Below are 22158 nucleotides of genomic sequence, written 5' to 3'. Positions count from 1 at the left end.
TTTGGTCACCTCTTATTTACTATCTAAAAATCCTTGTAAGATTACGACTGCAGCCATCTTATCGATTACTTGCTTTCGCTTCTTACGGCTTACATCAGCTGAAATGAGCAAACGTTCCGCTGCCATCGTTGACAAACGCTCGTCCCACATTACAACGTCTAATTGTAACAGCTCTCGTAGGTTTTCTGCAAATTGTTGGCACGCTTCACCACGTGGGCCAATTGTACCATTCATATTTTTAGGTAAACCTACTACTATTTTGTCCACATTGTACTGCTTTACTAACTCAGAAATACGATCAAAACCAAAGTGACCTCGTTCTTCGTTAATTTTAATTGTTTCTAATCCTTGCGCTGTCCAGCCCATTTCGTCGCTCATTGCAACTCCGACTGTTTTTGTACCTACATCTAAACCTAATATCCGCATAAACTACTCCTCACGATGATGTTTCAAGTAAGACTTCACAAGCTCTTCAATTAACTCATCACGTTCAAGCTTGCGAATGATGCTTCGTGCATCTTTATGGCGAGGTATGTATGCTGGGTCTCCACTTAATAAATAACCGACGATTTGGTTAATCGGATTATAGCCTTTTTCTTGAAGTGCATCATACACAGTTAAAAGTACATCATTTACATGGACACTCTGTTTTTCATCTTGAATGCTAAACTTCATTGTTTTATCAAAACCGTCCATTTCAAGCACCTCACTTATATAGTAAGTATAGGGAGAAGAACTTCTCCTCTCCCTACCATTGTACACTACTATCTCTTTATTTTGAAACAGATTTAACGTACTCTTGTACAAATGCTAAAGCTTCCTCAACTTGCGCTGGGTTTTTACCGCCTGCTTGAGCCATATCAGGACGGCCACCACCGCCGCCGCCGCAACGAGAAGCTACTTCTTTCACAAGTTTACCCGCATGGTATCCTTGGCTAATTAAATCTTTCGTTACGCCAGCTAAGATGTTTACTTTATCATCATTTACAGACGCTAATACGACAACTGCAGACTCTAATTTATTTTTAAGGTCATCCATCATCGTACGTAAGTTGTTCATATCTGCAACATTTACTTTTGCCGCTAATACGTTCACGCCATCAACTGTCATTACTGAATCAGTTAAGTTTCCAGCTTCGATATTGCTTAATTTTGCTGCAAGAGATTCGTTTTCTTTTTGAAGTTGTTTTACTTCAGCAAATAAACCATCTACTCTTGTTAAAATATCTTTCGGATTTGTTTTCATTTTTCCTGCTGCTTCTTTTAATAAACCTACTTGATCGTTCATTAATTCGTATGCAGACTTACCAGTTACCGCCTCAATACGACGAGTTCCTGCACCGATACCAGACTCAGCAACGATTTTGAAAATACCGATAGAAGCTGTGTTATCAACGTGACAACCACCGCAAAGCTCTAAGCTGTAATCGCCTACTTGTACAACGCGTACAACATCACCGTATTTTTCACCGAATAATGCCATTGCGCCCATTTCTTTCGCTTCTTCGATTGCTTTTTGAGAAATCTCAACATCAATACTTTCCCAAATTTTCTCGTTTACCATACGCTCAATTTTTTCTAATTCGTCAGCTTGTACTTGACCGAAGTGAGAGAAGTCAAAGCGTAAACGTTCAGAAGTTACAAGAGAACCTGCTTGGTTAACATGCGTTCCAAGTACGTCTTTTAATGCTTGGTGTAGTAAGTGAGTTGCTGTATGGTTTTTCACAACGCTGCTACGGTTTTTCGTATCGATAATAGCTTTCACAGCCGCATCTTTCGTTAATGTACCTTCTTCAACAACAACTTTGTGCAAGTTTTGACCGTTTGGTGCTTTTTGTACGTCTTTTACAAGAACTTTCACGCCGTCAGCAAGAAGGTAACCACGGTCTGCAATTTGTCCGCCGCTCTCAGCATAGAATGGTGTTACATCAAGCATTAACTGTCCTTCTTCGCCAGCTTGTAAGCTGTCTGTGTATTCGCCGTTTTTCACAAGTGCAACAACGTTACTTTCTGTCGCAACTGTACCGTAACCAACGAACTCGCTCGCTACTTTCACTTCTCCAAGGACACCGCCTTGAACTTGCATAGAATCAACGTCTTGACGAGCAGCACGTGCGCGCTCACGTTGTTTTTCCATTTCATTTTCAAAGCCTTCATGATCCACTGTCATACCAGCTTCTTCTGCATATTCTTCTGTTAATTCAATCGGGAAACCGTATGTGTCATATAGACGGAACGCATCTACTCCAGAAATAACAGTTGTTTTTTCTTCTTTTGCTTTTGTGATAACTTCAGCTAAAATTGCTTCACCATCATGAAGTGTTTCGTGGAAACGCTCTTCTTCGTTTTTCACAACTTTTGCAATGAAATCTTTCTTTTCAAGTACTTCTGGGTAGAAGTCTTTCATTACTTCTCCAACAACCGGCACTAATTCAAACATGAATGGACGATTGATGTTTAATTTCTTCGAATAACGAACCGCGCGGCGTAATAAACGACGTAATACATAACCACGACCTTCGTTAGATGGAAGAGCACCGTCACCAACAGCGAATGTTACTGTACGGATATGGTCAGCAATTACTTTAAACGCCATATCTTTTTCTAAGTGACCATTACGATATTTCTCACCAGAAATTGATTCTGTTGCACCAATCATCGGCATGAATAAGTCTGTGTCAAAGTTTGTAGGCACATCTTGAACGATAGATGTCATACGCTCTAGACCCATCCCTGTATCGATGTTTTTCTTAGGAAGTGGTGTATATGAACCGTCTGGATTATGGTTAAATTGAGAGAATACAAGGTTCCATACTTCTAAGTAACGCTCGTTTTCTCCGCCTGGATATAATTCTGGGTCACTAAAGTCATTACCGTAAGCTTCTCCGCGGTCATAGAAAATCTCTGTATTCGGTCCACTTGGTCCTTCACCGATATCCCAGAAGTTTTCTTCTAAGCGGATGATACGCTCTTTCGGAACACCCATTTTCTCATTCCAAATTGTGAATGCTTCTTCATCTTCTGGATGGATTGTAACTGATAGTAATTCTTTATCGAATCCGATCCATTTGTCGCTCGTTAAGAACTCCCAAGCCCAAGTAATTGCTTCTTCTTTAAAGTAATCACCGATTGAGAAGTTACCTAACATTTCAAAGAATGTATGGTGACGAGCTGTTTTCCCTACGTTTTCAATATCGTTTGTACGAATTGATTTTTGAGCATTTGTAATACGTGGATTTTGCGGGATTACACGTCCATCAAAATATTTTTTTAATGTTGCTACACCACTGTTAATCCATAAAAGAGATGGATCCTCATGTGGAACTAGTGATGCACTAGGTTCTACTGCATGTCCTTTTTCTTGGAAAAAGTCTAAAAACATTTGACGAATTTGTGCGCCTGTTAGTTGTTTCATTGTATTTTCCTCCTTAAATATAAAAAACTCCCGCCCCTATAAAAGGGACGAGAGTTAACTCGCGATACCACCCTAATTATGAATTGATTATTATAACCATCAATTCATCACCTCATGGTGCCGTAACGTGGCAAGACGGCAGTGATTAGCTGCTCTCAGGATTAGCTTTCTGTTACCCTTCATTTAAAGCTTCTTTCAGCCATATGGAAGCTTCTCTCTATAAATGGACTGTAACGTACTTTTTCCGTCATTGATTTAATGTATTATATGACTAAATATAATAGAATTCTCTTAAGTTTGTCAATGTAGATAATCATTTATATTGCATTAACCATAGTTATTCTACTATTCATTCTTAACAGCCTTTCAATATATTATGCATTTATTAATAAATTGTACTACCTCTATATTTTTTTCAGAATATTTTTTTTTTGTTATAATTAAATTATCAATAATAAAGGAGTGAGCAAAATGACAACTTTATTGAACAAGGCTAAAAACATATTAACGACTGACGAAACGATATTATTTTACACTGCATGTTCATTAGATATATTTATTTATCGTTCCGTTGCAAGACCAGGACTGTTAATTTTAACGAACAAACGGCTCTTCTTTTATGGACCAGATGTAAGTAAGAACCCAATATTTGAAGAGTACTCTTTTGCAAACATTTCTAATCTAAAAGAGCAAAAGCGGCTTTTCAGCAATCAAATTATATTTATGTACGATAATGAATGGAAAAAAATAAAGCATATTCAAACAAATGATGTAAACTCTCTCGTTCAACAAATACACGAGCAACTCTCTAAATAATGAAAGCCCTCTACTTTTATAAGTAGAGGGCTTTCATATTACACATCTTCTTTTTTCCAAAGAGGTCTTACATGAACAATCACTGTACGAATAACCGCTAAAATTGGAACTGATATTAGTAATCCTACAATCCCAGCTATCTCTCCTCCAACTAGTAATGCAAGCATAATAATAACAGGATGCATACGAAGTGACTTACCAACGATGTAAGGTGATAAAATGTTACTTTCCAAAAATTGCAAAATAGCAATCGTAATTCCCGCCTTAATGAGTAAACTCGTTGATACCGTTGCCGCAATCATCAATGTCGGAATCGCCCCTAAAATAGGACCGAAGTACGGGATTATATCCGTTACCCCAATAATAATGCCGAGTAATAATGGATATTTCATACCGATAAACCAAAAGGAAAGAACAGATACTCCCCCTAATACTAAGCAAACAAATAACTGTCCTCGAATATAACTTCCGAGTGACTTATCAATTTCTTTCGCCAGCATTTGCCCTGTACTACGCCACTTACTTGGGACTAGTTTCCAAAAGATGTGATAAAATTCACCGTAATCTTTTAATATGTAAAATACAATGAACGGTATTAAGAAAATAATAAGCAACGAATCCAGTACGCCACGAGCCGTACTCATCACTTTATTTAAAAGTGATTGTATCTTCGTTTCTACACCATCAAAAATTTGTTTCACCTTTTCATGAATAAATGATGGGAAATTTGCTGTTTGTTCTGTGACGCCATCCATCCAAGAATCATACATTTTTGTAAACTGCGGAAATTGTTCATTAATCTCTTGTAACTGTTTAATAACAACTGGCGTTCCTTTATAAATCCCATAACCAATTCCGCCAAAGAAAAGGATGTAAATAAGGAAAATAGCAAGTGTACGTGGCATCCCTTCTTTATGAATTTTTTCAATTAAAGGATGCAATAAATACGCAATAAAGCATGCAATAAGAAACGGTGTAATTGCCACTTTAAATACAAAAATAATCGGTGCCCATAGCGGCTTAATTTTTAAAAAGACAAGTAAACAAAGAAATACAAGCAACAATAACCCTAAACGATATATCCAAATGATTTTAAGATTCTTCACACGAAAAACCTCCTCCACCTTTATTTTGAAAATAAACAGGGTAGGTTATGTGCAAAAGTTTTAAAATCTTTTCGTGCAGACCATACTGTTTTGTAAAGACATACATATACATAACATAACAAGGACAACCACCCCTGAGAATGCAGCATGAAACAATATAATTAGGAGGGCTAATAATGGTTTTATTTATGCTCGTATTATCAGCACTTTTTATGATTCTTGAATGGGTTTGTATCGGGTTTGGGATTTGGAAAGGTTTTTTTATTCGTTCCTCGCGAAAAGAAAGGGCGAAGCAGTTATTTCATTACGGAATGCTTGGCGTTGGATGTTACGGCCTATCGTATCTCTTCTCTGAAATCGGACTTTTATATTTACATACAAGTGCATAAAAAAACTCCCTTATCATGAAGGGAGTTTTTTGCGCTTATAAATAAGATTTAATCATCTTACGTGCTTTTTTCATATTGCGTTTTGAAAATACATCTTGCTTGCGGGCATATTGATATGCTGCCGCTCCAACACCTAATGCGATTAATGAATTGCGTAGATTCAAAGTAAATCCCCCTTTTCGTTATCCGATCGTTCTTTCGTTCTCATCAAATAAATCATCAAGAGAGCTTAATGAACCATCTTCCTCCACTTGATGCGTATGGATTTTCCCTTTTGAAACCGATAATTCGATATAACAATTCCAGCAATAAAATTGGTTGACACCTATTTTTCCAATGTCTTTCCCTTTGCAATTTGGACAAATGAACATATGGCTTTCATCTCCTTACATTCTCCCAGATTCTATTCGCCATTATGTCCAAACCGCATTCATTTATACATTACTGGAGCCTTTCAACGTTATACGTTTGAAAGTTTCACTATATAATTTCACCTTGTTACATGAAATCATACGGTGAAATGTTTTCCACGTCCATTTCTTCGCCATTAACTGTTACCATCTGTACTTCTCCTTGTGATTCTTGCAAGCGACCCGCTAAAGTCGTTTGACGCATTGCATCATCAAGGCGATTTACACCAGACTGGAAAGCTGCTTCCTCCCCGCAAATAATAAGGAACTTCTTACTTCTTGTAATGCCAGTGTAAATTAAATTACGACGTAACATACGATTGTAACTTTTTACTATCGGCATAATCACAATCGGAAACTCACTACCTTGCGATTTATGAATCGAACAGCAATAGGCATGTGTAATTTGATTTAAGTCTGGCTTTGTATATGTTACTTCAATGCCATCAAATGAAACGATAATCATATCTTGTTGTTCAACGTTCTCTTTCGCATAAAACACCGAAACAATTTCTCCGATATCACCATTAAACACTTGGCTCTCTGGCTGATTAACGAGTTGCAGTACTTTATCGCCTCTTCGATATACAACATCACCGTAAGCAATTTCTTTACTCTTTTCCCTTTTCGGGTTAAACACTTCTTGCAACGCTTCATTTAGTACATTAATACCGGCAGGGCCACGATACATCGGGGCCAATACTTGTACATCTCTTGCGCTAAACCCTTTTGTCTTAGCATTTTCACAAACCTTCTTAACAACTTCAACAATTTGAGCTCCTGTACAGCCGATAAACGAACGATCTTTTTGATTTTGCGCTAAATCTGGTGGGAGCGTTCCATTTTTTATCGCATGGGCGAGTTGAATAACAGATGAGCCTTCCGCTTGACGATAAATTTCAGTAAGCTTTACTGTCGGAACTGCACCTGCATTCAATAAATCTTTCAACACTTGTCCAGGCCCTACAGATGGTAACTGATCTTCATCACCTACAACGATAACTTGGATGTTCGTCGGCAATGACTTAAACAGCTGATTTGCAAGCCAAATATCAACCATTGAAAATTCATCAATAATGAGTAACTTCCCTTGAACCGGATCCGTTTCATTGCGCTGGAAAGACCCTTCTGGCGTCCAACCAAGTAAGCGGTGAATTGTGCAAGCTGGAAGTCCTGTCGATTCACTCATTCGCTTTGCTGCTCTTCCTGTTGGAGCCGTTAATAATATCGGAAATGGATTATCATCGCTATATTCATTCGGATTTAACGATAATCCGTGGAGTGATGCATACATTTCAACAATTCCTTTAATAACTGTTGTTTTCCCTGTTCCTGGTCCACCTGTCAATAACATCATCGGTTTATGAAGTGCCGTTTGAATCGCTTCTTGCTGAAACGGTGCATACTGTACATTCAGTTGTTCTTCAATTTGACCTAACGTCTTTAACACTTCTGCTTCAGGAAATGAAGGTGTTTCCTCCTGATTCATAAGCCTGCGAATAGACTTTACAACACCTTTTTCTGAGTAAAATAACGATGCTAAATACACTCGTTCTTCTTCTATGATAACTTTCCCTTCACTTTGCATCATTTCAACGCAAGCTACAATGTCTTCCTCGGTCACTCTTCCTTCTTGATTATTTAAAAGTGACATCGTTTCTCTTACAAGTTGATTTTTCCCCATATAAACATGACCAAGTTGCAATGAAACATTCTCTAACGTATAAAAACAACCCGCACGTACACGGTCATCATGATTACCCGATATACCTAACGCACGTCCTATATCATCCGCTCTTCCAAATCCAATCCCGTCCACTTCTTCAATAAGCTTATACGGATTATTACGAATCACTTCTAACGTCATCTCTTTATATTGCTGATAAATCTTAATAGAAAGCTTCGTTCCAAAACCGTAACCATTTAAAAAACTCATTACTTTCTCTAGCCCTTGATGTTCAACAATTGTCTCATATATTTCTTGAGCTTTTTGCTTATTGACAACACCATTTAACGCATCCGGATCATCCATAATTTTAGAGATGGCATGTTCCCCAAGATGATCCACAATTTTTTCAGCTGTACGCTTTCCTATCCCTTTAAATAAATCACTCGCTAAATATTGCACCATACCAGCTTTTGTTTGCGGCAATTCTTTCTTAAATGTTTCAACTAAATATTGTTTCCCATACTTCGGATGGTCTTTAAAATGACCTGTCAATGTAAACACTTCATCTTCATGCATGCGGGGAAAATGACCGTTTATCATCACTTTTTTTTCGTCGTACGTTTCATTCGTCTCAATGACTTTCATACTGACAACGGAATAGAGGTTTTCTTCATTGTGGAAAATGGTGTGAAGAACTTGCGCTTTTATAAACTTTTTATCTTCCTCAAACAAATCCATTGCATGTTGATTTCCCATCTTTCCTCTCCTTTCCGGTTCGTTTCACTTTAATGAGCAGTACATCCCCCACCTATTTAGATGAGGGATAACTACCCATTAAACTATATTTTCATCTTATTCAGCTTCTTGCTCCAATAAACGAACACCATTACCAGCTAAAAAGTGATCTGGCTGAATTTCAGTTGCTTTCTTAAATAAAGTAAGAGCCTTCTCGTTATTTTCTTCAAATACGTACGCAACACCTAAATTATAATACGCATCTGCATGCTCTTCATCCATTTCTAATACCTTTTCAAAATAAGGTTTCGCCTCTTGAATATGTTCTAAACGTGCAAAGCAAAGTCCGCACTGGAACACAGCTTCTACATCGTTTTCATCTAATTCTGTTGCTCTTTGTAAAAATGGAAGTGCAAGACGATCATTTCCAAGCTGCACATGTGTAATACCTAACATAAATGTTACATCAGCTGATTGTAATCCCGCTTGCATCGCTTGTTCAAATACAGCCTTTGCCTCTGCAAATTGCTCTTGACCGTAATATACATTTCCTAATCCATAATAAGCAGCCGCAGATTTATCATCTAATTCTAATGCACGTTTATAAAATAAAATTGCTCTTTCACTATCACCTAGTACATCTAATAAGTTTGCAAAATTAATGTATCCAAGCGCATCTTTCGGATTTTCTTCGATTGCTTCTGTGAAATTTTTAGCAGCTTCTTCCCAGTTTCCTTCTTGCATATATTGAATACCTGTTTCAAGTTTGTTTGACATGTCCTTCACCTCTACAACAAATTATAACAAAGAATGTATTTTCCAAGCGAACGAAAATTCGCTTTATGTAAAAGAAACCTCTAACCGCTAATCGGCAGAGGCTTCTCATTTTATCCTAAATAATCCAATTTCTTACCACTACGATATACTTCATCAATTGTAGCACCGCCTAAGCACTCATCTCCATCATAGAAAACAACTGCTTGTCCTGGTGTAATTGCACGAATTGGCTCATCACAAAGAATACGAACTGTATTTTCATCAACGATTTGAACCGTTACTTTATTGTCTTCTTGACGATAACGGAATTTCGCTGTGCACTTAAATTCTTTTTCTTTCGCTTCATTACTTACCCAGCCGATATTCGTAGCAATAACTTCATCACCATATAGAAGCTCGTTATGGAATCCTTGATCAACATATAAAATGTTTTCTTTCAAGTTTTTCCCAACAGCAAACCACGGATCACCGTTACCACCAATACCAAGGCCATGACGTTGTCCAATTGTATAGTACATTAAACCGTCATGCTTCCCTTTCACTTCACCAGATAATGTTTGCATCACACCTGGTTGCGCTGGTAAATAGTTGCTTAAGAAATCTTTAAAGTTACGCTCACCGATAAAGCAAATACCAGTACTATCTTTCTTCGCCGCTGTCGCTAAACCAGCTTCTGTCGCCATTTCACGAATTTGCGGTTTCTTTAATTCACCTAATGGGAACATTGTTTTTGATAATTGCTCTTGGCTTAATTGATTCAAGAAATACGTTTGGTCTTTATTATCATCAACGCCGCGAAGCATTTTATATTCGCCGTCCATATAAGCAACGCGTGCATAATGACCTGTCGCTACATAATCAGCACCAAGCGCAATCGCATGCTCTAAAAATGCTTTAAATTTAATTTCTTTATTACACATTACATCTGGGTTTGGTGTACGACCAGCTCGGTACTCATCTAAGAAGTACGTAAATACTTTATCCCAGTATTGTTTTTCAAAGTTTACTGCATAATACGGAATGCCAATTTGGTTACACACTTCAATTACATCATTGTAATCTTCTGTTGCTGTGCAGACACCATTCTCATCTGTATCATCCCAGTTTTTCATAAAAATTCCGATTACATCGTAACCTTGCTCTTTTAATAAAAGAGCTGCTACAGATGAATCGACGCCACCGGACATCCCGATGACAACGCGTGTTTCTTGAGGTAGTTTGTTCATCATGTCACCTCCCATGCTAATTTTGTGTTAATCGCTTCACGATTTTCACTGTTTCGTACGCCGCTTTCTCAATTTGCTCTTTCGTATTTCCAAGTCCGAAACTAAAGCGTACGGATGAACGTATTTGATCGGAGTCTTTTCCGAACATCGCTACTAATACATGTGATGGATCAATCGAACCAGCTGTACACGCCGAGCCACTTGACACTGCAATGCCAGCTATATCTAAGTTCACAAGGAACGGTTCAATGTTCATTCCTGTAAAACTGATATTAAGCACATGTGGTAATCGATATTCTAAGTTTCCGTTTACCTCGAAAGTAATGTCTTCATTTTTGAAGACAGATACCATTATATCTTTAAACTCTTCATATTGGGCATTTTTTTGCTCACGAGTTTTTTCAGCTAACAAAATTGCATGTTGCAAACCAACGATACTCGGTACATTTTCAGTACCAGCACGGCGTTTTCTTTCTTGCTCCCCACCTATTAATAACGGTTCAAATTTCACATTTGCACCAGCGTATAGGAACCCTACACCTTTCGGTCCGTTAATTTTATGAGCTGAAATCGATAATAAATCAATACCGAACTCTTTCACATCTATTTCTACTAATCCGTAAGCTTGTACCGCATCTGTATGGAAATATGCTTGATGCTCTTTTAGCAACTTCCCTATTTCCGCAATTGGTTGCATCGTCCCGACTTCATTATTCCCAAACATAACGGATACGAGAATCGTCTCTTCTGTTAATGCATTTTGTATGTCAGAAACTTGAACGCGTCCTGTTTCATCAACAGGTAAATATGTCACTTCAAACCCTTCGCGCTCTAACAATTCACACGTATGCAGAATTGCATGATGTTCAATTCGCGTCGTTATAATATGGTTACCTTTATGACGATTCGCACGTGCTACACCTATAAGCGCTAAATTATCAGCTTCTGTACCACCGCTCGTAAATATAATTTCATTCGGATTCGCATGAATGCTACGCGCTCCCGCGCGTCTCGCCTCATCTACTGCATGGCGCGTTTGACGTCCATAAAAGTGAATACTAGACGGGTTCCCGAATGTTTCTGTCATATATGGAATCATCTTTTCGACCACTTCTGGGTGAGTCGGAGATGTCGCAGCATGATCTAAGTAAATGCGTTCCATTAAATCTCCTTCTTTCCAAATCGTTTCACAAGGAATTAAATGTAAAACATATAGCCCCCGTGATTTTCTTCCTCATAACGTACTAAATCTTCTAACGTTGTACTATCTAACACTTCTTGCACCGCATCACGAACACGCATCCATAATTGGCGTTGTGCCGGTTCCTCTTCTTCTATCATTTCTACAACACTAATCGGACCCTCTAATACACGGATTACATCCCCAGCTGTAATGTTAGCTGGCTGATCAGACAATACATATCCGCCATATGCCCCGCGCGTACTCTTTACTAGACGAGCGTTACGAAGTGGTGAAATTAATTGCTCTAAGTAATGTTCCGATAAATCATGTGCCTGCGCAATTGATTTTAAGGAAATTGGACCTTCACCAAACTTTTTTGCAAGATCGATCATAATTGTTAAGCCGTAGCGGCCTTTCGTTGAAATCTTCATCTATTTTGCACCTCTTTTCAAATTTTCACTTCTATTGGTTATATCTTATTTATAAAAGAACACAATTTAAAATCCTATGAAATTATAGCATAATATAGTATTATAAGAAATTTCAACTTGTGTATCAAAATGATAACATAAAATCACATTGAAAAACTCGGAAATTATTACAATTGAAAGAAAAATGAAAATATTTATATTCATTTTTCCCACAAAACAGCATCCTATTTCAAATTCCACTAAAAAAAATGATACGATAGAAAGAGATTATACATTAAGGGAGACGGTAAAAATGAAACAGCCACTCGCACATCGAATGCGCCCTACAAATATTCAAGAAATTATCGGACAACAACATTTAGTTGGTGAAGGAAAAATTTTATGGCGAATGGTCCAAGCAAATCATTTTCAATCTATGATTTTATACGGCCCTCCAGGCACAGGAAAAACATCCATTGCGAGCGCAATTGCAGGAAGTACTGGAACCCCTTTTCGCCTATTAAACGCTGTTACTCATAATAAAAAAGATATGGAAGTTGTCGTACAAGAAGCAAAGATGCATCGACACCTCGTTTTAATTTTAGATGAAGTACACCGTCTAGATAAAGCAAAACAGGATTTTCTATTACCTCATTTAGAAAGCGGACTCCTTACCTTAATCGGTGCAACAACGAGTAATCCGTTCCATGCTATTAATTCTGCTATTCGAAGTCGTTGTCAAATCTTCGAATTACACGCATTAACAGAAGATGATCTTTTAATTGGCTTAAAACGAGCACTTGAAGATAAAGAAAAAGGTCTTGGGGAATATGATGTGACGGTTACGCCAGAAGCATTACATCACTTTGCAAATGCATCTGGTGGAGATATGCGTTCTGCTTATAATGCACTTGAACTAGCTGTTTTATCTAGCTTTACAACGGACGAAAAAGCTGCGGTAATTACGCTAGAAATTGCAGAAGAATGCTTGCAAAAAAAGAGCTTCGTTCACGACAAAGGTGGAGATGCTCATTATGACGTATTATCGGCATTTCAAAAATCGGTGCGCGGAAGTGATGTAAATGCAGCACTTCATTATTTAGCACGTCTTATTGAAGCTGGTGATTTACAAAGCATTGGTAGACGTCTTCTTATTATGGCATATGAAGATATCGGACTTGCTAGCCCACAAGCCGGACCGCGTACACTAGCAGCTATAGAATCAGCGGAACGAGTTGGATTCCCAGAGGCACGCATACCACTTGCAAATGCTGTTATCGAGCTTTGCTTATCACCAAAATCAAACTCAGCTTACAAAGCACTTGATACTGCATTACACGATTTACGTAACGGTCAAACAGGCGACATTCCAAGTCATTTAAAAGATAGTCATTACAAAGGCGCAGAATCACTTGGAAGAGGCATTGGATACTTGTATCCACACGACCATCCAAATGGATGGGTACAACAACAATACTTACCTGATAAAATAAAAAACAAACAATATTATAAACCGAAAACGACAGGGAAATTTGAGCAAGCACTTTCTACTGTATATGAAAGATTACAAAGTTCGAATAAAACGAAAAATAAAGGGTAACCTAAGCGAAAACGTCACCATTATGGAGGCTTCGCTTATGAAAACACGTCAAGATGCATGGACAAAAGAAGACGATCTCCTTTTAGCAGAAACTGTTTTACGACATATTCGCAGCGGTAGCACACAAATAAAAGCATTCGATGAAGTCGGCGATACATTGAACCGCACTTCCGCAGCTTGCGGATTTAGATGGAATGCTGAAGTAAGACCGAATTACGAAGATGCGGTGCAACTTGCAAAAAAACAACGTAAAGAATTAAAACGCTCTGAAGCTAAAATAGAAAAAGAGCATTTCACGCAAACGAAACAACTCGTAATTGATGCCGAGTTTTCAGAAGATATTATACCAAACAAACAGGACCTTACAATGCAACATGTCATCTCGTTTTTGCAAAACTTAGAGCATACCAACCCTTCACTCGCAAAGTTACAAACTGAAAATGAAGTATTACAAGCTCAGCTCACGACTTTGAAAAAAACGAATCATGAACTGGAAGCAAAATTAGCGGTACTCTCAAAAAAACAACAAGCAATCGAAGAAGATTATGCAATGCTTGTTAGAATTATGGACCGTGCTCGAAAACTCGTTTCAGTTGAAGAACAAGAAGAACAGATTGCTCCAATTTTCAAGACAGATCAAAATGGAAATTTAGATATTATTTATTCTGCAGAAAATTAAAACGGATGTCACCTAATAGAAAAAGCATATACCCTAGACGGATATATGCTTTCTTTTTATTCTTGCCCTACACGCTTCACTTCAACGTTTTTAATACGTTCACGTACAACGTGACTTGCCATAATTAGGCCTGCCACAGATGGTACGAATGCATTTGATGAAGGTGGTAATTTCGCTTTACGAATTTTTGCATTTTCGTCTGGTACGATTTCTTTACGTACTTCTTCACGAATTACGATTGGGTTTTCGTCAGAGAAGACAACTTTTACACCTTTTTTAATACCATCTTTACGAAGCTTCGTACGAATTACTTTCGCAATTGGATCTGTATGTGTTTTAGAGATGTCCGCAATACGGAAACGAGTTGGGTCCATTTTATTTGCTGCACCCATGCATGAGATAATTTTAATTTTTCGACGTAAGCACTGTTTAATTAAATGAATTTTGAACGTAATCGTATCAGATGCATCTACTACAAAATCCAATCCATGTTTGAAGAACTCTTCATATGTTTCATCAGTATAAAACATTTCTAGTCCAATTACTTCACACTCTGGATTAATGTCTGCGATACGCTCTTTCATTAATTCTACTTTTGAACGCCCTACAGTAGATACTAACGCGTGAATTTGACGGTTTACGTTTGTAATATCTACAACGTCTTTATCGACTAATACGAGACGTCCTACACCAGAACGTGCTAACGCCTCTGCCGAAAATGACCCTACGCCGCCAATTCCTAAAATACCGACTGTACTATTTTTTAATATTTCAAGTCCTTCTTTACCGAAGGCTAATTCATTACGTGAAAATTGATGTAACATTCAGCTCTACACTCCTATTACAAAAATGGTCTATCATGTATTCTAGCGTTTTTCCGACTATTTGTATAGAAAAAGTTATAGAATTCCTAAAAATACATATTTCGAGAATAAAAACATAGTGTAAACCGGACTTTTATTTCCCCCTAAATATACGGTTTAAAAAGGAGGATTTAGAGAACCGAGCATATCGAGGCACGCACGCTAGGAGGAGCGCAGTGTAGGAGTACTACTCGAGCACCGGACTAGCATACGTAACGATGAGATGCGACAGTTATCTAAACCGGACTTTTTAAACAACCTCTCAAAAAAAGTCTAGACGGCTATAGTATAACCATCTAGACTTTATTCTTACTTCTGTTCTTTTAAGCTTAATTTTAAGTTTAACTCTTCAAGCTGTGCTTCTGCTACTGGGCTTGGAGCTTCTGTTAATAAGCAGCTTGCGCTTGCTGTTTTCGGGAATGCAATTGTATCACGAAGGTTCGTACGGCCTGCAAGCAACATAACAAGACGGTCTAAACCTAATGCGATACCACCGTGTGGTGGAGTACCGTATTCGAATGCTTCTAATAAGAATCCGAATTGCTCTTGTGCTTCTTCTTGTGAGAATCCAAGTGCTTTGAACATTTTTTCTTGTACGTCACGCTCGTAAATACGAAGTGATCCACCGCCAAGCTCATAACCATTTAATACAAGGTCATATGCTTGTGCACGTGCTTTTTCTGGTGCCGTTTCTAATAACTCAACATCTTCACGGAATGGCATTGTGAATGGGTGGTGAGCTGCGAAGTAACGATCTGCATCTTCATCGTACTCAAGAAGTGGCCAATCCGTTACCCATAGGAAGTTAAATTTACTTTCGTCAATTAACTCAAGCTCTTTACCTAGACGTAAACGAAGTGCACCTAAGCTATCTGCAACAACACTCTTCTTATCTGCTACGAATAGTAATAAGTCGCCAGCAGTAGCTTCTAATGTAGCCATTAACGCGTTTGCTTCTTCTTCACCGAAGAATTTCGCAATCGGTCCTTTTAAGCCGTCCTCTTCCACTTTAAGCCAAGCTAGACCTTTTGCACCGTATACTTTTACGAATTCAGTTAATGCATCGATATCTTTACGAGAGTATTTGCTCGCAGCACCTTTTGCATTAATTGCTTTTACTTGTCCGCCGCTTTCTACAGCACTTGTAAATACTTTAAAACCACAACCTACTGCAAATTCAGATAAGTCTGTTAGTTCCATTTCAAAGCGTGTATCTGGCTTATCAGAACCGTAACGAGCCATTGCATCAGCATATTTCATACGAGGGAATGGTGCACTCACTTCTACACCTTTTGCATCCTTCATAACTTTCGTCATCATGCGCTCCATCATATCTAAAATTTCATCTTGTGTTAAGAATGAAGCTTCGATATCGATTTGCGTGAATTCTGGTTGACGGTCTGCACGTAAATCTTCGTCACGGAAACAACGTGCTACTTGATAGTAACGCTCAAATCCGCCGACCATAAGAAGCTGTTTAAATAATTGTGGAGACTGTGGTAACGCATAGAATTCACCATCATGTACACGACTTGGTACTAAATAGTCACGAGCTCCTTCTGGTGTACTCTTCGTTAAAATTGGTGTTTCCACTTCTAAGAACTCTTCTGTGTCTAAGAAGTTACGAATTGTTTTCGTTACGTCGTGACGCATTTTGAATGTGTTAAACATTGCAGGACGACGTAAGTCTAAATAACGATATTTTAAACGCACATCTTCTGATGCATCTGTATCATCAGCAATAATGATTGGCGTTGTTTTTGCTGCATTTAATACGTTTACTTTCGTTGCTTGTACTTCAATACGACCCGTTGCCATATTGTCATTAATTGCGCCTTCACCACGCTCAACAACTGTACCTTCTACGTGCAATACGTATTCACTACGAATAGTTTCTGCTATTTCTAACGCTTCTTTTGATGTTTCTGGGTTAAATACAACTTGCACGATACCTGTACGGTCACGTAAGTCGATAAAGATTAATCCACCTAAATCACGGCGTTTTTGTACCCAACCTTTTAATTGAACTGTTTGTCCAACTGCTTCTACTGTTACTTTTCCACATGCATGTGTTCTTTCAGCCACTGTAAGTTCCCCCTATATTAATTTCTCTGCTACGTATGAAGCAAATACATCTAATGCTACTTCTTCTTGTTCGCCTGTTGCCATATCTTTTAAGTTAATGATGCCTTTATCTAGCTCATCTTCCCCTAATACAGCTACAAATTTCGCCTTTAGACGATCTGCTGATTTAAATTGTGCTTTCATTTTACGGTCTAAATAATCTTTTTCAACTGATAATCCAGCTTTACGAAGATCAAACGCAATTTTCGCAGCATGGTCTTTCGCTTTTTCACCAAGCGCTACAACATAACAATCAATACTATGTTCAATTGGTAATTCTATGTTTTCAGCTTTTAGCGCCATAATTAAACGTTCGATACTCATCGCAAAACCGATACCTGGCATTTCTGGCCCACCGATTTCTTGTACAAGCCCGTTATAACGGCCACCGCCGCTTAATGTAGTGATAGCACCGAAACCTTCTGCCTCACTCATAATTTCAAAAACAGTGTGTTGGTAGTAGTCTAAACCACGTACTAAGTTCGGATCTTTTTCAAATGGAACATCCATCATCGTTAATAGTTCTTGAACTTTGTCGTAGTATACTGCTGAATCTTCGTTTAAGTATTCTGTAATAGATGGTGCTGTTCCCATTAATTCATGGTTACGGTCCTTCTTACAATCTAAAATACGAAGAGGATTCTTTTCTAAACGAGATTGGCAGTCAGAACAGAACTCACCGATACGTGGCTCGAAGTGTGCGATTAACGCATCACGGTGCGCTTGACGGCTCGCCGCATCACCTAAGCTGTTTAATACAACTTTAATATTTTTTAAGCCCATGCCGCGGTAAAACTCTACAGCAAGTGCAATTACTTCTGCATCAATCGCAGGATCGTTACTACCGATTGCTTCAATACCGAATTGTACGAATTGACGATAGCGACCTGCTTGTGGTCTTTCGTAACGGAACATTTGACCAATATAGTATAATTTCGTTGGTTGTGTTGCATCACCGAACATTTTGTTTTCAACGTAAGAACGTACAACAGGTGCAGTACCTTCTGGACGTAATGTTAAACTGCGCTCTCCACGATCTTGGAATGAGTACATTTCTTTTTGTACGATATCTGTCGTATCACCAACACCACGTAAAAATAGCTCAGTGTGTTCAAAAATTGGTGTACGAATTTCTTTATAGTTGTAACGACGGCAAATTTCGCGTGCTTGCCCTTCGATATACTGCCATAACTCAACGCTACCTGGAAGAATATCTTGCGTTCCGCGTGGGATTTGAATAGACATATTCAGTTCCTCCTCAAATTGTTTTAATCTTAATAAAAATAAAAAAACTCCCGCCTCTACTGTTTGAACAGTAGGGACGAGAGTATTATACCCGTGGTGCCACCCTAATTGAAGCACGTATGCTTCCACTTTTTTAATAACGCTTAAATGTGCGTTCATCCCTACTAAGCATATATGCCGTTCAAGTTGAAACCTCTAGAGTGTCATTCAATCAGTCATCATGCAGAAATGTTTTCAGCCTAAGACATTTCTTCTCTTTCCATGTGTGTCTCATTTACTCTTCTCTATCAACGGTTATATTCATATGTAAATATAAAATTACTATACGTTTGTTGAGTAGGATTGTCAAGTACTCTAAGAGCGTTCAATCTGCTTCTTTAGACGCTTTACATCTTGAAGAGAAATCCCAAACTCAGAAGCAAGTTCCATTGAAGTATTGTTTTGCTCTTTTGAAATAAAATCATGAAAATTTACGTTAAACAGTTGATTTGCACCATTTGTAACAGAATGCCCTTTTTCATTCATACGCATACGTATATCCCTCACATTCAATATAGATGTTTTACTTTTTATTGTTCCATATTGATGAAAGAGTTATACATAACTGAAACAGCTATTGATTCCAAATAAAGTAAAACTTTAATGAATAAGGGTTTTGTCCATCGCCACTCATTATTAACCCTCACTAATCAGGCTTCGACGGGCAGTGGATCTCCCACAAATAGCGAGATAAATGAACAAAACATACAACAATGTATAAAAAAGAGGGGATTATGTAATCTCCTCTTTTTTAAGCAACACTATTTACTATCCACAATTAAGGTCACCGGACCATCATTGATTAAAGAAACATCCATCATTGCTCCGAACTTCCCTGTTTCTACATGCAATCCTTGCTTACGAACTTCCTCATTAAAGAAATCATATAAACGCTCTGCATAATCAGGTTTGGCAGCATCCATAAAGTTGGGACGTCTTCCCTTGCGGCAATCTCCGTATAATGTGAATTGCGAAATTGATAGAACTTGTCCTTCTACATCAAGTACAGAATGGTTCATCTTTCCACTCTCATCTTCAAAAATACGTAAGTTCGCAATTTTTTCTGCAATGTAAGTTGCATCTTTTTCTGTATCTTCATGCGTAATGCCAACTAGTAATGTTAAACCGAACGGAATTTGTCCTACGATCTCACCGTCTACTGTGACAGACGCTTCTTTTGATCGTTGTAAAACAACTCTCATCTTTTCTACACTCCCTATTAATGCATCATGCGTCGTACTGCATAAATTTCTGGAACACGTTTAATGCGTTCTACTACTTTTTTCAAGTGCTGTAAGTTACGAATAGAGATTGACATATTAATTGTCGCCATCTTATTACGGTCACTTCTACCAGAAACTGCCGAAATATACGTTTTCGTCTCTGTAACAGCTTGTAATACTTCATTTAATAAGCCACGGCGATCGTAACCTGAAATTTCAATATCAACGTTATACTCAATTTCTTTTTCAGGACTACCTTCCCACTCTACTTCCAATAAACGTTCTATAGCTTCTTCTGTATGAACATTTACACAATCACGGCGGTGAATCGATACACCTCGGCCTTTCGTAATATAACCAACGATATCATCACCTGGTACTGGGTTACAGCATTTTGATAAACGAATTAATAAATTATCCGCACCACTTACTTTAACGCCAGAATCCCATTTTCGAATTTTCATCGGTTTACGAACTTCTTTAACTTCAACGATTTCTTCTTCTTCACGTTGCTTACGGAATTTGTCCGTTAGTCGCGTAACAATTTGCGACGCTGTAATCCCGCTATATCCAACTGCTGCAAACATATCTTCTTCATTTGCAAAGTTGAATTTTTCAGCAACACGTTTTAAATTGTCAGGAGCTAACACTTCTTTCATCTCATACTCTAGGCTACGCACTTCTTTCTCAACAAGTTCACGGCCTTTTTCAATATTTTCATCTCTACGTTGCTTCTTAAAGAATTGACGTATTTTGTTTTTTGCATGAGATGTTTGAGCAAGTTTCACCCAGTCTTGACTTGGCCCATACGAATGTTTCGATGTTAAAATTTCAATGATGTCACCAGTTTTTAATTTATAATCAAGCGTCACCATTTTCCCGTTTACTTTTGCACCAATTGTTTTATTTCCAATCTCTGAATGTACGCGATACGAAAAGTCAATCGGAACAGATCCAAGTGGCAATTCCATTACGTCGCCTTTCGGTGTAAAGACGAATACCATGTCAGAGAATAAATCAATTTTTAATGACTCCATAAACTCTTCTGCATTAGAAGCTTCATTTTGCCATTCTAATATTTGACGGAACCATGTAAGTTTCTTCTCTAATGTACCTGTTGTTTCTGCTGTTTTTCCTTCTTTATACGCCCAGTGCGCCGCGATCCCGAATTCTGCAATCTCATGCATTTCTTTCGTACGAATTTGCACTTCAAGCGGATCACCTTTCGGCCCAATTACAGTCGTATGAAGAGATTGATATAGATTTGCTTTCGGCATCGCAATATAATCTTTAAAACGACCTGGCATCGGCTTCCAGCACGTATGAATAATTCCAAGTACTGCATAACAATCTTTAATACTATTTACAACGACACGTACAGCTAATAAATCGTAAATTTCATTGAACTGTTTATTTTGCAGTGCCATTTTACGATAAATACTGTAAATATGCTTTGGTCTTCCAGAAATCTCAGGTTGAATTGCAACTTCTTTTAATTTCTCACGAATACCAGTCATTACTTCGTCTAAATATTCTTCACGCTCTGCACGTTTACGCTTCATTAAATTTACAATACGATAGTACTGCTGTGGATTTAAATAGCGAAGTGACGTATCCTCTAGCTCCCATTTAATAGTACTAATTCCGAGTCTATGTGCTAAAGGTGCAAAGATTTCTAACGTTTCATTTGCAATGCGTCGCTGCTTCTCTTGAGGCAAATGTTTCAATGTACGCATGTTATGAAGACGATCAGCTAGTTTAATTAAAATAACTCGAATATCTTGAGCCATTGCGATAAACATTTTGCGATGGTTTTCTGCTTGTTGTTGCTCATGAGATTTATATTTAATCTTTCCGAGCTTTGTTACACCATCGACAAGCATAGCAATTTCTTTATTAAATTCCCGTTCAATATCTTCTAATGTAATTTCTGTATCTTCCACTACATCATGTAAGAAACCTGCTGATACTGTAGCTGGATCCATGTGTAAATCAACTAAAATACCTGCAACTTGAATTGGATGAATAATGTACGGTTCACCCGATTTTCTGTATTGTTCGCTATGCGCATCACGTGCATATTCATAGGCACGTGCCACTAGCTCAATATCTTCATCTGCTAAATATTGACTTGCTTTCTCGAGTACCTGTTCAGCTGTTAGTACCTGCTCATTTGCCATCGAATCACCTTTTATTGAAAATTGACTTTATCTTAATTAAGTAGAATAAATTATATTCTATCATTATAA

Annotated in this window: 21 protein-coding genes and 2 other annotated features; of the genes, 4 read left to right on the top strand and 17 right to left on the bottom strand. The window is 38.0% G+C overall.

Translation table 11 applies throughout. The annotated features are described in order from the left end of the window. Window positions 1-12 precede the first annotated feature (12 nt). The 3 genes from ruvX to alaS form a co-directional block, all read right to left on the bottom strand. Window positions 13-426, bottom strand: a complete 414-nt coding sequence (ruvX, locus tag DN392_RS03990; RefSeq protein ID WP_001221202.1) for a Holliday junction resolvase RuvX — start codon at window positions 424-426, stop codon at window positions 13-15. Between the two features lie 3 nt (window positions 427-429). Further along, on the bottom strand, window positions 430-696 hold the full coding sequence (locus DN392_RS03985) for an IreB family regulatory phosphoprotein (RefSeq protein WP_000348590.1): 267 nt from the start codon (window positions 694-696) through the stop codon (window positions 430-432). A 76-nt stretch (window positions 697-772) separates the two neighbouring features. After that, window positions 773-3415 (bottom strand): alanine--tRNA ligase, encoded by a 2643-nt coding sequence (gene alaS, locus DN392_RS03980; protein WP_088321535.1) that lies wholly within the window; start codon window positions 3413-3415, stop codon window positions 773-775. 40 nt (window positions 3416-3455) lie between these two features. Next, window positions 3456-3675 (bottom strand) — a binding site (T-box leader). A 211-nt stretch (window positions 3676-3886) separates the two neighbouring features. Between alaS and DN392_RS03975 the strand changes: the two genes are divergently transcribed. Then, entirely contained in the window at window positions 3887-4231 is a 345-nt protein-coding gene (locus DN392_RS03975; protein WP_000209469.1) for a PH domain-containing protein, read from the top strand. Window positions 4232-4269: 38 nt separating this feature from the next. On the opposite strand, the gene DN392_RS03970 is transcribed toward DN392_RS03975, so the two are convergent. Further along, window positions 4270-5337, bottom strand: coding sequence for an AI-2E family transporter (locus DN392_RS03970; RefSeq protein ID WP_000793120.1), 1068 nt, complete (start codon window positions 5335-5337; stop codon window positions 4270-4272). A gap of 176 nt (window positions 5338-5513) precedes the next feature. Between DN392_RS03970 and DN392_RS03965 the strand changes: the two genes are divergently transcribed. Continuing rightward, on the top strand, window positions 5514-5726 hold the full coding sequence (locus DN392_RS03965; RefSeq protein WP_000242555.1) for a hypothetical protein: 213 nt from the start codon (window positions 5514-5516) through the stop codon (window positions 5724-5726). Between the two features lie 35 nt (window positions 5727-5761). Here DN392_RS03965 and DN392_RS03960 read toward each other — a convergent pair whose 3' ends face one another. From DN392_RS03960 to cymR, 7 genes are all read right to left on the bottom strand, one after another. Then, entirely contained in the window at window positions 5762-5890 is a 129-nt protein-coding gene (locus tag DN392_RS03960) for a YrzQ family protein (RefSeq protein WP_001053553.1), read from the bottom strand. Window positions 5891-5908: 18 nt separating this feature from the next. Continuing rightward, on the bottom strand, window positions 5909-6097 hold the full coding sequence (locus DN392_RS03955; protein WP_000469281.1) for a hypothetical protein: 189 nt from the start codon (window positions 6095-6097) through the stop codon (window positions 5909-5911). A 127-nt stretch (window positions 6098-6224) separates the two neighbouring features. Then, window positions 6225-8561, bottom strand: coding sequence for an SF1B family DNA helicase RecD2 (recD2, locus tag DN392_RS03950; protein ID WP_048565735.1), 2337 nt, complete (start codon window positions 8559-8561; stop codon window positions 6225-6227). 96 nt (window positions 8562-8657) lie between these two features. Next, complete coding sequence (locus tag DN392_RS03945; RefSeq protein ID WP_000066396.1) at window positions 8658-9317, bottom strand: tetratricopeptide repeat protein; 660 nt, start codon at window positions 9315-9317, stop codon at window positions 8658-8660. Window positions 9318-9427: 110 nt separating this feature from the next. Then, window positions 9428-10543, bottom strand: a complete 1116-nt coding sequence (gene mnmA, locus DN392_RS03940; protein ID WP_001038022.1) for a tRNA 2-thiouridine(34) synthase MnmA — start codon at window positions 10541-10543, stop codon at window positions 9428-9430. A 16-nt stretch (window positions 10544-10559) separates the two neighbouring features. Continuing rightward, window positions 10560-11705, bottom strand: coding sequence for a cysteine desulfurase family protein (locus DN392_RS03935; RefSeq protein WP_000439914.1), 1146 nt, complete (start codon window positions 11703-11705; stop codon window positions 10560-10562). A gap of 35 nt (window positions 11706-11740) precedes the next feature. Beyond that, entirely contained in the window at window positions 11741-12157 is a 417-nt protein-coding gene (cymR, locus tag DN392_RS03930) for a cysteine metabolism transcriptional regulator CymR (protein ID WP_000704116.1), read from the bottom strand. A 292-nt stretch (window positions 12158-12449) separates the two neighbouring features. Here cymR and DN392_RS03925 point away from each other — a divergent pair, with 292 nt between their 5' ends. Together DN392_RS03925 and DN392_RS03920 are read left to right on the top strand one after the other, a co-directional pair. Beyond that, a complete protein-coding gene (locus tag DN392_RS03925) occupies window positions 12450-13736 on the top strand; it encodes a replication-associated recombination protein A (protein ID WP_000812941.1) in 1287 nt (428 codons plus the stop codon). A 37-nt stretch (window positions 13737-13773) separates the two neighbouring features. Beyond that, the gene (locus tag DN392_RS03920) at window positions 13774-14415 is read left to right on the top strand and encodes an RsfA family transcriptional regulator (RefSeq protein WP_000857719.1); all 642 of its coding nucleotides are present in this window, start codon (window positions 13774-13776) and stop codon (window positions 14413-14415) included. Between the two features lie 56 nt (window positions 14416-14471). On the opposite strand, the gene DN392_RS03915 is transcribed toward DN392_RS03920, so the two are convergent. The 6 genes from DN392_RS03915 to relA form a co-directional block, all read right to left on the bottom strand. Then, on the bottom strand, window positions 14472-15239 hold the full coding sequence (locus DN392_RS03915) for a tRNA threonylcarbamoyladenosine dehydratase (protein WP_000903181.1): 768 nt from the start codon (window positions 15237-15239) through the stop codon (window positions 14472-14474). Window positions 15240-15587: 348 nt separating this feature from the next. After that, on the bottom strand, window positions 15588-17363 hold the full coding sequence (aspS, locus tag DN392_RS03910; RefSeq protein ID WP_000840881.1) for an aspartate--tRNA ligase: 1776 nt from the start codon (window positions 17361-17363) through the stop codon (window positions 15588-15590). A gap of 12 nt (window positions 17364-17375) precedes the next feature. Next, window positions 17376-18647: a histidine--tRNA ligase gene (gene hisS, locus DN392_RS03905; protein ID WP_033658806.1), complete on the bottom strand. Its 1272-nt coding sequence runs from the start codon at window positions 18645-18647 to the stop codon at window positions 17376-17378. 69 nt (window positions 18648-18716) lie between these two features. After that, window positions 18717-18947 (bottom strand) — a binding site (T-box leader). 54 nt (window positions 18948-19001) lie between these two features. Beyond that, entirely contained in the window at window positions 19002-19178 is a 177-nt protein-coding gene (locus tag DN392_RS30240; RefSeq protein ID WP_001242605.1) for a hypothetical protein, read from the bottom strand. Window positions 19179-19447: 269 nt separating this feature from the next. Continuing rightward, on the bottom strand, window positions 19448-19888 hold the full coding sequence (locus DN392_RS03900; RefSeq protein ID WP_001266955.1) for a D-tyrosyl-tRNA(Tyr) deacylase: 441 nt from the start codon (window positions 19886-19888) through the stop codon (window positions 19448-19450). Window positions 19889-19905: 17 nt separating this feature from the next. Further along, on the bottom strand, window positions 19906-22089 hold the full coding sequence (gene relA / locus DN392_RS03895) for a GTP diphosphokinase (RefSeq protein WP_001262796.1): 2184 nt from the start codon (window positions 22087-22089) through the stop codon (window positions 19906-19908). Window positions 22090-22158 lie beyond the last annotated feature (69 nt).

Source organism: Bacillus sp. BB51/4 (assembly GCF_008368845.1).
GTDB lineage: Bacteria > Bacillota > Bacilli > Bacillales > Bacillaceae_G > Bacillus_A > Bacillus_A wiedmannii.
The sequence above is the reverse complement of the archived record's forward strand: the minus strand, read 5'-3'. Positions and strand labels throughout refer to the sequence as shown.